Annotated in this window: 13 protein-coding genes; 7 read left to right on the plus strand and 6 right to left on the minus strand. The window is 66.5% G+C overall.

Going from position 1 to position 12007, the window contains the following annotated elements; translation table 11 throughout:
* Positions 1–14: 14 nt before the first annotated feature.
* The 4 genes from ACQY5B_RS21505 to ACQY5B_RS21520 form a co-directional block, all read right to left on the minus strand.
* On the minus strand, positions 15–641 hold the full coding sequence (locus tag ACQY5B_RS21505) for a ferric reductase-like transmembrane domain-containing protein (RefSeq protein ID WP_420327488.1): 627 nt from the start codon (positions 639–641) through the stop codon (positions 15–17).
* A gap of 24 nt (positions 642–665) precedes the next feature.
* On the minus strand, positions 666–1148 hold the full coding sequence (locus ACQY5B_RS21510) for a peptidase associated/transthyretin-like domain-containing protein (RefSeq protein WP_305968047.1): 483 nt from the start codon (positions 1146–1148) through the stop codon (positions 666–668).
* Between the two features lie 117 nt (positions 1149–1265).
* Positions 1266–2585 (minus strand): replication-associated recombination protein A, encoded by a 1320-nt coding sequence (locus ACQY5B_RS21515; RefSeq protein WP_305968046.1) that lies wholly within the window; start codon positions 2583–2585, stop codon positions 1266–1268.
* 4 nt (positions 2586–2589) lie between these two features.
* On the minus strand, positions 2590–3963 hold the full coding sequence (locus ACQY5B_RS21520; protein ID WP_305968045.1) for a trypsin-like peptidase domain-containing protein: 1374 nt from the start codon (positions 3961–3963) through the stop codon (positions 2590–2592).
* A gap of 127 nt (positions 3964–4090) precedes the next feature.
* Here ACQY5B_RS21520 and ACQY5B_RS21525 point away from each other — a divergent pair, with 127 nt between their 5' ends.
* The 3 genes from ACQY5B_RS21525 to ACQY5B_RS21535 all read left to right on the plus strand — a co-directional run bounded on the left by ACQY5B_RS21525 (position 4091) and on the right by ACQY5B_RS21535 (position 6925).
* Positions 4091–4801 (plus strand): CDP-alcohol phosphatidyltransferase family protein, encoded by a 711-nt coding sequence (locus tag ACQY5B_RS21525; RefSeq protein WP_420327483.1) that lies wholly within the window; start codon positions 4091–4093, stop codon positions 4799–4801.
* A 480-nt stretch (positions 4802–5281) separates the two neighbouring features.
* Entirely contained in the window at positions 5282–5953 is a 672-nt protein-coding gene (locus ACQY5B_RS21530) for a Hint domain-containing protein (RefSeq protein WP_420327481.1), read from the plus strand.
* A 147-nt stretch (positions 5954–6100) separates the two neighbouring features.
* A complete protein-coding gene (locus ACQY5B_RS21535) occupies positions 6101–6925 on the plus strand; it encodes a transglutaminase-like domain-containing protein (protein WP_420327479.1) in 825 nt (274 codons plus the stop codon).
* A 104-nt stretch (positions 6926–7029) separates the two neighbouring features.
* On the opposite strand, the gene xylB is transcribed toward ACQY5B_RS21535, so the two are convergent.
* Positions 7030–8481, minus strand: coding sequence for a xylulokinase (gene xylB, locus ACQY5B_RS21540; RefSeq protein WP_420327477.1), 1452 nt, complete (start codon positions 8479–8481; stop codon positions 7030–7032).
* A gap of 170 nt (positions 8482–8651) precedes the next feature.
* Positions 8652–8891: an accessory factor UbiK family protein gene (locus tag ACQY5B_RS21545; protein ID WP_043140914.1), complete on the minus strand. Its 240-nt coding sequence runs from the start codon at positions 8889–8891 to the stop codon at positions 8652–8654.
* A gap of 94 nt (positions 8892–8985) precedes the next feature.
* Here ACQY5B_RS21545 and lgt point away from each other — a divergent pair, with 94 nt between their 5' ends.
* The 4 genes from lgt to ACQY5B_RS21565 all read left to right on the plus strand — a co-directional run bounded on the left by lgt (position 8986) and on the right by ACQY5B_RS21565 (position 11997).
* Positions 8986–9897: a prolipoprotein diacylglyceryl transferase gene (lgt, locus tag ACQY5B_RS21550; RefSeq protein WP_420327475.1), complete on the plus strand. Its 912-nt coding sequence runs from the start codon at positions 8986–8988 to the stop codon at positions 9895–9897.
* The gene (locus tag ACQY5B_RS21555; protein ID WP_420327473.1) at positions 9894–10967 is read left to right on the plus strand and encodes a class I SAM-dependent methyltransferase; all 1074 of its coding nucleotides are present in this window, start codon (positions 9894–9896) and stop codon (positions 10965–10967) included. The genes lgt and ACQY5B_RS21555 overlap by 4 nt, the downstream gene beginning before the upstream one ends.
* Positions 10964–11719 carry a peptidoglycan editing factor PgeF gene (pgeF, locus tag ACQY5B_RS21560; protein WP_420327471.1) on the plus strand — a complete coding sequence of 252 codons (756 nt, stop codon included), beginning with the start codon at positions 10964–10966 and terminating at the stop codon, positions 11717–11719. The genes ACQY5B_RS21555 and pgeF overlap by 4 nt, the downstream gene beginning before the upstream one ends.
* A gap of 122 nt (positions 11720–11841) precedes the next feature.
* Positions 11842–11997 (plus strand): hypothetical protein, encoded by a 156-nt coding sequence (locus tag ACQY5B_RS21565; protein ID WP_420327469.1) that lies wholly within the window; start codon positions 11842–11844, stop codon positions 11995–11997.
* Positions 11998–12007 lie beyond the last annotated feature (10 nt).

The following is a 12007-nucleotide window of genomic DNA, read 5'->3' on the forward strand; positions in this document are numbered from 1 at the left end:
GAGGGGCGCGGATGTCAAGCGCGGCCGGGCCGGCTGGTCCGCCGCCGCCAACGGCGCAGCGGCTTCAACACGCGCAGGTCCAGCAAGACCGCCCCGGTCGCGGCCAGCACCGCCAGGCACAGCGCCCATTTCGTCACCGGTTCCATCGCGCCCTGGATCTGCACCGCGTGAATCACCGTCGAAACGGCGATGACCAGCGCCAGCACCCCGTGCAACTGCTGCCAGAGGCGGGGCCCAAGCCCGATCCGCCGCCGCAGCCCGGCCAGCAACGCTGTCAGAAACACGGCCCACATGGCCGTCACGCCGTAGACGGAAAACGGCGTCGGAGAAACGAGCATGAGCGCATCCATCGTGTCGGGCGGACTGGTCACATAGAGCCCGGCCACATGCAGCACCACGCCGGCGGTCAATGCCGCCCCCAGCCATCGGTGCCATCGCCGCCCGCGCGGGCCACCGGCCCCGGGCAAGTACCCCGCCGCCAGCAGCGGCTGCAAGACCATCAACGAAAGGCAAAAGATGCCCGCAAAGCCGCCGACAATATAGGCCGCCCCGCGATAGGACAGCAGGGGGCTTGTGGCGGCCAGTGCCACCGGCACCGCCATCAGCGCCAGCACAGCCCCCCAGATCAGCTGCGCGCGCATGGGTTCATCCCTGCCCGACATGCCTCAGGCGGGCTGCAGGACGAAATCCGCCGTGACCGAGGTGTCCTTGGCGCTAGGCATCACCGGGCGCAGGAAGACGGTCTTGAAGCGGCCATCGTCATAGGCGAGGTGCGCGTGTGGTTGGCCGAAATTGGGCACGATCTGCTCCATTTCCAGCTCGAAAGAACCATCCGCACGGGTCAGCACGCTGCCATGATTGCGCGGCTCGCGCTCTCCGCCCAGAACGGTGGCGGCCCAGATCTGGATTCGCAAATTTTCCAGCGGCGCACCATCGCCCGCGCGCAGCACCTTGCCCCGGACAAAGAACCCGCGACCCAGGTTTTCGACCAAGGGCGCCCCGGGCCGATAGTTGTTGCTGCCGCCCCGCATCGACCGGGTCGGCGCCAGTCCGGCGGCCAGCACCTGCCCGGGCGACTGGGCCAGCGCGGCCCCGGCCAGCCCTGCGGATACCAGAAAGGCGCGGCGATTGTAGAAAGGTGCGGTCATGGCGGCGTCTCCTCCTTGGCCGTCGGCACGGCGGTTCGGGAAAGTCGTGAGGGGGATCCTAGGCCGTTCGGCCGCATGTTTCACCCGTCCACCCACCACAATGCCGTGAACGCCGCCCTAATCGCCCTTTCGCTGCGCCCTTAGACGCGCGAAATAATCCACCCGCTTGCGCAGGTCGCGTTCGAACCCGCGCTCCACCGGCTCGTAAAAGCTGGCGCGCTCCATCTTGTCGGGGAAATAATCTTGCCCGGAAAACCCGTCCTCGGCATCGTGGTCATAGGCATACCCCGCGCCATAGCCCTGATCCTTCATCAAGCCGGTGGGCGCGTTCAGGATATGCTTGGGCGGCATCAAGCTGCCGGTCTTCTTGGCCGATGCCCGCGCCGCCTTGTAGGCGACATAGGCCGCGTTCGATTTCGGCGCCAGCGCCAGGTAGACCAGCGCCTGCGCGATCGCGAGTTCCCCCTCGGGGCTGCCGAGCCGTTCGTAGGTTTCCCAGCTTTGCAGGCAGACCGCCTGCGCCTGCGGGTCGGCCAGGCCGATGTCCTCGACCGCCATGCGGGTGATGCGGCGGGCCAGGTAGCGCGGGTCCTCGCCCGCCTCCAGCATGCGCGCATACCAGTAGAGCGCGGCGTCGGGATCGGATCCACGCACAGACTTGTGCAGGGCGGAGATCAGGTTGTAGTGGCCATCCCCGGACTTGTCGTAGACGGCGGCGCGTTTCATCAGCCGTGTCTTCAGCCCGTCCGTGTCCAGCGGTTTTGCCAGCCGCCACGACGTCACCTGTTCGACCAGGTTCAACAGTGCACGGCCGTCGCCATCGGCCATGTCCAGCAGCGCGGCGCGGGCGGATGCGTCAAGTGGCAGGTCTCGGCCCAGTTCGCCCTCCGCCCGTTTTACCAGGGCCTCGAGGTCCTCGTCCCCCAATCGCTCCAGGACCAGCACCTGCGCCCGGCTGAGCAAAGCGGCGTTCAGTTCGAACGAGGGGTTTTCCGTGGTCGCCCCCACCAGCAGGATGGTCCCGTCCTCCATGTGGGGCAGGAAACTGTCCTGCTGCGCCTTGTTGAAACGGTGGATCTCGTCGACAAAAAGCAGCGTGCCCTGCCCTGTGCGGCGGCGTTGTTTCGCCGCCTCGAACACCTTGCGCAGCTCCGGCACGCCGGAAAAGATCGCGCTGATCTGGACGAAATGCAGGTCGGTGGCGTCCGCCAGCAGCCGCGCGATGGTGGTCTTGCCCACCCCCGGCGGCCCCCAGAAAACAATGGACCCCAGAGTGCCGGCCTCCAGCATCACGCCCAGGGGCGCGTCCGGGCCCAGCACCTGGCGCTGGCCGATCACCTCGTCGAGGCGCCGGGGCCGCAGCCGGTCGGCCAGGGGACGCGGCGCGCTGTCGGCCAACGCGGACTCTGCCGCACCAGTATCAAAGAGATCGGCCATGCTTTCAGGCCCGGAAGCGCAGGAGGAGACGGCGGTTTCCGCGCAACACCTCGATCTGGACCAGCGGGCCGGGACGGCGCAGCAGGCGGTCCACGTCGCGCGGCGCCTCGATCCGGCGGCCGTTCACACCCAGCATCCGGTCCCCGGTCTGCAGGCCGACCTGGGCGCCAAACGGTCCCGGATCCAGCACCACGATGCCCTCGGAGTCCACCGGCAGCCCCAGTTCCGCGACCACCGCCGGGTTGACCCGCGCAACCTGCAGCCCCGGCAGAGCCGTGCGCTCGCCCAGGTCCACGGTCTCGCGCGGTGGACTATCGGGCGGGGCGATCATCGGCACGGTGGCAATCTTTTCCTCGCCGCGACGCACATAGATCACCTCGGCCGACCGGCCGATCCCGCGCATCGACATGCGGAACAGCATCTCGGCGGGCGTGTTCACCGGCGCGCGGTCGACCTCGGACACAACGTCGCCCACCTGCAGCCCAGCGGCGGCAAAGGGGCTGTCCTCGTGCATTTCGGCAATGACCACGCCCCCGGGCAGGTCGAGGCCAAGGCTGTCGGACAGTTCCGCCGTCACCGGCTGGCCGACCATCCCCGCCCAGGGCCGCTGGAACCGGCGATGGCCTTCCTGTGCCTGTTTCACGAATTGCGCCACCAGCCCCGAGGGGATGGCAAAGCCGATGCCGTTCGACCCGCCCGAACGCGTCAGGATCGAGGTGTTCACGCCGATCAGTTCGCCCCGCACGTCGATCAGCGCCCCGCCGGAATTGCCCGGGTTGATCGGCGCATCGGTCTGGATGAAATAGCCGCGCGCATTGCCCGTCGCCGTGCCCGACCGCGCCAGCCCCGACACGATGCCCGAGGACACCGTCTGCCCGATACCGAAGGGGTTGCCAATGGCCAGCACCAATTCGCCCACCTCGACCGTGTCGCTGTCACGCAGATCCAGGTGCGGCATGTCCTCGGCCCCGGCCAGCCGCATGATGGCCAGGTCGGATTCCTCGTCCGCCAAAAGGATCTCGGCGTCAAATTCGCGGCGGTCGTTCAGGACAACGCGAATGTCCGTCGCCTGGCCCACGACATGGTAATTGGTCACCGCGATGCCATCGGCGGAGAGGATCACGCCCGAGCCCAACGAGTTCTGCACCCGGGGACGTTGTTCGAACTGGCGAAAGAAGTCGCCAAAGACGGGATCGCCGGCAAAGGGGCTGCGCTGTTCGACGACGCGGCGGGCATAGATGTTGACCACCGCCGGGGCTGCCTCTTTCACGAGGGGCGCGAAACTGAGGCTGATCTCACCCGGGCTCTGCGGCACGCGCACGTCCTGCGCCGCTGCCGGGACCGCCAGCATAATTAGGCAAACAAAAGCTCTGAGCATGAAATCCTCCGGCTGTCTCGGATCTCTAGCATATGTCCCCCGCCCCGGCATGATGCAAGCGGCGCCCGCGCCGGGCATCGGCGCCTGGACAATTGCAACCCGGGCGCATTTGCTCCATGACGGTTTCATGACGTCACGATTGAAACCCGAGACCAGTGCGCTCTGCGTTCACCTTCTGACCGCCACGGGGGCGGTCTTTGCCATGCTGGCGATGCTGGCAGCCGTACAGGAAAACTGGTCGCTCATGTTCCTCTGGCTGGTGGTGGCCTTTGCCGTCGATGGCGTGGACGGACCTCTGGCACGGAAATACGACGTCAAGACCTTTGCCCCCCGGTTCGACGGCGTGCTGCTGGACCTGATCATCGACTACCTGACCTATGTCTTCATCCCTGCTTTCGCGCTGTTCCAGTCGGGGCTGCTGCCGGGGTGGACGGGCTGGGTGGCGATCATCCTGATCACCTTTTCCAGCGCCATGTATTTCGCCGACAACCGGATGAAGACAGAAGATAATTCCTTTCAGGGCTTTCCCGGCTGCTGGAACATGCTGGTGCTGGTCCTCTTTGCCATCAAACCGGATTTCTGGGTGATCCTGGCGCTTGTCGCCGCGCTGGCCCTGGCCATGTTCCTGCCGTTGAAATTCATCCACCCGGTGCGCACCGCGCGCTGGCGGATGCTGTCGCTGCCCATCGCGCTGGCCTGGACGATTTTTGCCGGCTGGGCCGCCTGGGTCGATTTCGACCCGCAAAGCTGGGCCCATTGGGGGCTGGTCGTGACATCTGTCTACCTGCTGTTCGCTGGCATCGCACAACAGGTGTTTCCGGTACGCAGGCCAGCCTGACCACCAGCGCCGCGTAGCCCGACGTTTTAATGTTCAATTGAACCACATCTATGTATTATTGAACCCGATCTCCGGCACCCAGGGCATGATTTCACCCGAAACCAGATCGCCGGGAGAGTTGGTAACGAGGGACATATGGCCATTATCATTTCCGAAGTCGCAATCACCTCCGCAGGCGAAATTGCGATCGAATTGCACAACAACGGGGCCACTGCGTTCGATCTCGCCGGCTGCACCGTGAGCGTCGGCAATGACCTATTCGCCCTAGGTTTCGATTTGTTCAGCGGGACCATATCACCGGGCGGTTTCTTTACCGTCGGGCATAGCAATATCCCCGGACTGGACGCATCGGGCGATGATAACGTTCTCAGCCTTTTCCCGGCCCACTTGGTTTACCTTCGAACCCCTGAAAGCCTTTCGATCGACCACTTCGGTTCGCCAACCGGGCCCAGTTTTTCGACGGATACGGTCTACCAATCATTGCTCGATCGCGCGCCAGAACCGGATATTTTCATTGATAACACTGGGGATTTCTCTGCGACAATTCCCTTCAGCACCAACACCCTCGGCGCTGCCTGTTTCCTGGCCGGAACGCAGATCGCCACGCCGCAAGGTCCCCGCCCGGTCGAAACCCTTGCCCCCGGCGACCACCTGCTGACCGCCGACGGGCGCAGCGTGCCGCTGCTCTGGCTGGGCCAGAAGTCCCTGCGCCCGCGCATCGGCGCCCTGCCCGAGGGGCTGGAACCGGTGCGCATCGTCGCCGGTGCCCTTGGTGCGGCCCTGCCCGAGACCGACCTGATGGTGACCGGCGATCATGCACTTGTGCTGGACGGGATGCTGGTGAATGCCGGTGCACTGGTGGGGCAACCGGGGATCGCCCATATCCCGCTTTCCGACTTGCCCTCTCCCTTTACCGTCTACCATGTCGAAACCGAGGCCCATGAAGTGCTGCTCGCCAATGGTGCCCCGACCGAAAGCTTTATCGACTATGCGTCACGGCACAGATTCGACAATTATGCCGACTACCTGACGCGGTTCGGCGCGGACCGGCTGATCCCGGAAATGAACCTGCCGCGCATCTCGTCGCGTCGTATGCTGTTGGCGGCTCTCCGGGCCGATGCAAATCCGCCAGCGCGCCGCGCGGCAGCCTGAGGCACCGGAAGTGTCGGTTTTTTCGGCACAGCCCGCTTTTTCAGCATCCCGGCAAGACGCTATGACTATCGTCCAGTGGCCATTGATGCTTGGGTAGGGGGCACAGGCGGGGCGCCAAGTGCCCGGGCCTCAACCGGACGAGGGACCATGCGTATCAACTTGGGGTGCCGGATTTCCGTCGAACTGGCCGCGCCCACGCCGATGATCTGCCTGCTGAACGTCCATTATTCCCGTGCGAGCGATCTTGAACGGCCCGACCTGCTGCTGACCGATCCCGGCGTCCCGGTCGAGGCCTACCGAGACGGGTTCGGCAACTGGTGCAACCGGCTGGTGGCACCCGAAGGCCGGATGACCGTCACAACGGACGGCACGTTGTTCGATGCCGGTTTCTCCGATCCCGTGGGGCATGACGCGCAGCAACACGCCGTGGAACATCTGCCGGTCGAGGCGCTGGGGTTCCTGCTGCCCAGCCGGTACTGCGAAAGCGACGTGCTGTCGGATTTCGCATGGGCTCAGTTCGGCGAGACGCCCCTTGGCTGGCCACGGGTGCAAGCCGTCTGCGACTTCGTGCACAATCACATCCGCTTCGGCTATGAACACTCGCGCCCGACACGCACCGCCGCCGAGGCCCTGAACGAGGGCGTCGGCGTCTGCCGCGATTTCACCCATCTGGCTGTGGCGCTGTGCCGGGCGCTGAACATCCCCACGCGCTATTGCACCGGCTATGTCAGCGACATCGGCCAGTCCGCGCCGATCCGCCCTATGGATTTTGCCGCCTGGATGGAGGTCTACCTTGGCGGACAATGGTGGGTGTTCGACCCGCGCAACAACGACACCCGCTTTGGCCGTGTGCTTATCGCGCGCGGACGCGACGCGGCGGACGTGCCACTGATCCACAGTTTCGGCCGCCACGACCTGACCGGGTTCGAGGTCTGGATCCACCAGGTGGACGAGGCCGGCGGGTCGGCCTGAGCCGCTTCCCCCTTCAGCGCCCGGCACAGGATCGAGGCCAGGTCGCTGGTCCTACGCAGCCCCTCCTGCCGGATGGTGTCACAGCCCGACGACAAATCCCGTGCCTATGTCAGCCCCTTCACGGCCGGATAGATCTCGCGCCAGGCGGCATAGGCATCGCGGTAGGCACCCGTCAGCGCCGCATTGGGCGCAACGGTCTCGCGCACCGGCGGCGGGGCCATGATGTCCTCCACCGTACCGGCACCGGCCCCCACCATCGCCAGCCGCGCCGCCCCCAGTGCCGCGCCAAAATCGCCCTTGTCGGGCAAGGCCAGCGGCACATCGAGGACCGTCGCGATCAGTTCGACCCAATAGCGCGACTGCGCCCCGCCGCCGATGGCCAGCAGGCTGTCCAGCCGCGCGCCCGAGGCCTTGAGCGCCTCGGCACAATCACACAGGGCAAAGGCAACCCCTTCCATCACGGCGCGCGTCATGTCGCGACGGCTGGTGCCCACGTCGATGTTCAGGAACCCGGCCCGGATGCGGCTGTCATTGTGCGGAGTCCTTTCGCCGGACAGGTAAGGCATGAAGCGCAGCGCCCCTGGCCCGTCGAGCGTATCGCCCAACTCCGCCGACAGGTCCGCCGGAGAGGCCCCAGTGACCCGCGACAGCCAGTTCAGGCTGTCCGTCGCCGCCAGGATCACCCCCATCTGGTACCATTGCCCCGGCACCGCGTGGCAGAAGGTGTGGACCGCGCTTTCCGGCAAGGGCGCATAGCCGTCGCGCCCGGTCAGCACCACGCCCGACGTGCCCAGCGAAACGAACCCTGTTCCCTCGCGCATCGCGCCGACGCCACAGGCCGAGGCCGCATTGTCGCCCGCGCCGCCGACCACGATCACCTCTGCGGACATGCCCCAGCGATCCGCCAGGTCGGGGCGCAGGGTGCCCCCTGCTGCGCAGCCCTCGACAAGGCGCGGCATCTGGTCGGGGCGCATCCCCGACACCTCCAGCAGGCGCGCCGACCAGTCGCGCGCGCCCACGTCCAGCCAGGCCGTCCCCGCACTGTCGGACATGTCGGCAAAACGCTCGCCAGTCAGGTGAAAGTTCATGTAGGCGGCGGGCAGCAGAACCGCGGAGGTGCGGGCAAAGACATCCGGTTCGTTGCGCGCCACCCAAAGCAGTTTCGGCGCGGTGAACCCCGGAAAGACGATATTGCCGGAAAGGTCGCGCACAGCCTCGGCCGCGTCCATCTCCGCCGCCTCGGCGGCGCTTCGGGTGTCGTTCCACAGGATACAGGGGCGCAGCACCCTGCCGCCGTCATCCAGCAGCGTGGCACCATGCATGTGGCCCGACACGCCCATGCCTCGAACATCAGACATGGCCTGCGGATGTGCGGCGCTCAGTTCGCCCAGAGCGCCATCCACCGCCGCCACCCAGTCCGCCGGATCCTGCTCGGACCAGCCGGGATGGGGATGTTTTGGCTCATAGGCCCGCACGGCGCTGCCCACCGGTGCGCCGTTGCCATCGACCAGCAGGGCCCGCAGCCCCGAGGTTCCCATATCCAGTCCCAGATACATGTCCCGCCTCCTCACGTTTGCGCGAACGAAAGCCAAGGAGAGGCGGACTGTCAAACCCCCGCGATCAGAAACCCCACAAGCTTGCAGGAATGAGAGTCTTGCGCCGGGCCAGCCCGGAATTGAGAGGTTTCATCTCAATTCCGGGCAATCCGGCCCGATGCGGGTGGGCCTCAGCCCTTTTCCAGCGCCTCGATACGCGCCTTCAGCGCCTCGTTTTCCTCGCGCGCTTTCTGCGCCATGGCGCGGACTGCGTCGAATTCCTCGCGGGTGACGAAATCGCGATCCGCCAGCCAGCGGTCGATCATCGACTTCATGGCGGTTTCCGCCTCTTCCCGCGCCCCCTGGGCCACGCCCATGGCGTTGGTCATCAGCTGGCTGATATCCTCGAAAACCTTGTTTCGCGTTTGCATGGGTCACTCCGGCGTTGCATTCCGTTCCTATATGGTCCCACAAGGCGGGACCCTCAAGGTTGACTTCGCCGCGCGACAAGAGGCAACAGGACGCATGCAGGCCGCCATTCCCTTTCCCGACCTCTCGTCAGAGGTCTTTTCCATCGCGCTATTCGGGTTCGAATTTGCCCTGCGCTGGTACGCGCTCGCCTATATCGCGGGCATCCTGATCGGCTGGCGGCTGGCCGTCTGGGCGGTCAGGCGCGCGCATCTGTGGGCCAATGACACGCCGCCCATGACCCCGCGCCAGATCGAGGACCTGCTGACCTGGGTGATCCTCGGCATCATCCTGGGTGGGCGGCTGGGATTCGTCCTGTTCTACATGCCGGGTTATTACCTGACGCATCCGGCGGAAATCCTGATGATCTGGCAGGGCGGCATGGCCTTTCACGGCGGGCTGATCGGCGTGGTGCTGGCGGTCTGGATCTTCTGCGCGCGCAACAAGGTTCCGCTGGCCTCGGCCTCTGACCTGCTGGCGCTGGCGACCCCGCCGGGGCTGCTGTTGGGCCGGTTGGCGAACTTCATCAACGCCGAACTCTGGGGCCGTCCCTCGGACGCGCCCTGGGCGGTGATCTTTCCCGGCCAGCTGGCACAGGACTGCGGTCAGCCATTGGGGGAACTCTGCGCGCGCCACCCCTCACAGTTGTACGAGGCGACGCTCGAGGGACTGGTGCTCTTGCTCGTCCTGATCTGGATGGTCTCGCGCGGCTGGCTGAAACGGCCCGGCGCGGTCGCGGGCACCTTCTTCATGGGCTATGGCATCGGGCGGTTCATCGTCGAGTTCTTTCGCCAGCCCGACGCGCAGTTCCAGTCCGAGGGCAATCCGCTGGGTCTTGCCCTGCAGGTGGAGGGCTACGGCCTGACCATGGGGCAGCTGCTGACCCTGCCGATGATCCTGGGCGGCGCCTTGACGATCTGGTTCGCCCTGCATCGTGGGCGCCGGGCAAGGGCTGACGCGGCCTCTTGACTGCTCTGCGCGATATCCTTGTCCGGCAGGTCACGGCCAATGGGCCGATGACCTTGGCCGATTACATGGCCGCCTGCCTGATGCACCCGCAGCACGGCTATTACAGCACCCGCGATCCGCTTGGTGCCGCGGGCGATTTCACCACCGCGCCGGAAATCAGCCAGATGTTCGGCGAACTGGTCGGCCTGTGCCTGGCGCAAAGCTGGATGGACCAGGGGGCGCCGGCGACCTTTGTCCTGGCAGAGCTTGGCCCCGGACGCGGCACCCTGATGGCCGACATCCTGCGCGCCACAGCCCGCGTGCCCGGCTTTCACGACGCGGCCCGCCTGCATCTCGTGGAAACCTCGCCCAGGTTGCGCGCCGAACAGGCCAGCCGACTGCCGCAGGCAAGCTGGCATGACAGCGTCGACGCGCTGCCCGAAGAGCCGATCTTCCTGGTCGCCAACGAGTTCTTCGACGCGCTGCCGGTGCGCCAGTTCCAGCGTGCAGGCGACGCATGGCAGGAACGTGTGGTGGGTCTGGACGATGACGGCGCACTTGCGCTTGGCCTTGCCGCGCCAGCCCCGCAGCCCGGCCTGGCCCATCGGATCGAGGACACGCGCGACGGCGATATCGTCGAGACATGCGCCCCTGCGCAGGCCATCGCCGCCACCCTTGGCGCCCGAATCGCCCGGCACGGTGGCATGGCGCTGATCGTCGATTATGGCGACTGGCGCTCGCTTGGCGACACCCTGCAGGCCCTGAAGGGGCATCAGGCCGTCTCGCCGCTGGCGACCCCCGGCGAGGCGGATCTGACCACCCATGTCGATTTCGAGGCGCTGGCCTCCGCTGCCGTCCCCGCGACCCATACATTGTTGACCCCGCAGGGCATTTTCCTGGAACGTCTCGGGATCACCGCGCGGGCCCAGGCGCTGGCGCAGCGACTCAGCGGGGAGGCGCTGGACAGCCATGTTGCCGCACATCGCCGGTTGACGCATCCGGCGGAAATGGGATCACTGTTCAAGACCATCGCCCTGCTGCCACAGGGTTCCCCGCCCCCACCCGGACTGGAGCTGCGCGCCACGCCATGACGCTCGAGATCATCACTTCGCTGAGCCTCTCCCCGCTGCGCCACGGCTTTTTCACGCGCCGGGGCGGCGCCTCCTCGGGAATCTTCTCGGGGCTGAACTGCGGGTCCGGCTCCTCCGACCAGGCGGAAATCGTTGCCATCAACCGGTCTCGGGTGGCCAGCGCAATGGAAACCGCGCCCGACCGCCTGCTGACCGTGCACCAGGTGCACTCGGCGGATGTCGTCACCGTGACCGATCCGCAGGACGCCTCCGGCAAGAAGGCCGACGCGCTGGTCACCGCGACGCCCGGCGTTGCGCTGGGGGTGTTGACAGCCGATTGCCAGCCCGTGCTGTTCGCCGACCACAGCGCAGGGGTGATCGGCGCGGCCCATGCGGGCTGGCGCGGCGCGCGCGACGGAGTCCTGGAATCCACGGTCGAGGCGATGCTGGCCCTCGGCGCTGCGCGCGAGGGGATCCGCGCCGTGATCGGCCCGTCGATCAGCCAGCGCGCCTACGAGGTCGGGCCGGAATTCTTCGAGGATTTCATCATCGAAGACGGGCGCAACAGCCGGTTCTTTGCCGGTGGCGCAGGGGACCGCATGATGTTCGACCTGCCCGCCTACGGGATGCATCGCCTGCGCGAGGCCGGTGTCGAGGCGGAATGGACCCGTCACTGCACCTATTCCGACCCCGAGCGGTTCTACTCCTACCGCCGTGCCACCCATGCCGGCGAGGCGGACTATGGCCGCCTGATCTCTGCCATCCGCCTCTAGCGGCGGTCCCCGGCGCCTGCCGGAAACAATTCGCCAGTTGGCCCGCCATTGTCCCAATGATGCCGCAATTCGCTGCAAATTCTAGCGACAGGCACGACCAGAGGCAGAGCAGAGGAGCCGTCATGAAACCGCAGCGTCGCTTTATCGCATCGATCACGGAAACCGCCCGCAAGGGCGCACCACGCCTGCCGTTCGAACGCGGCGCCCCGCGTGCGGCCATGACCGCCCGCCGTGAACAGGCACGGGCCCCGCGCCATCCCAGCGCCAAGAGCGCCTGAACCGCGCATC

Source organism: Antarctobacter sp. (assembly GCF_965277915.1).
In the GTDB taxonomy this organism is placed as follows: domain Bacteria; phylum Pseudomonadota; class Alphaproteobacteria; order Rhodobacterales; family Rhodobacteraceae; genus Antarctobacter.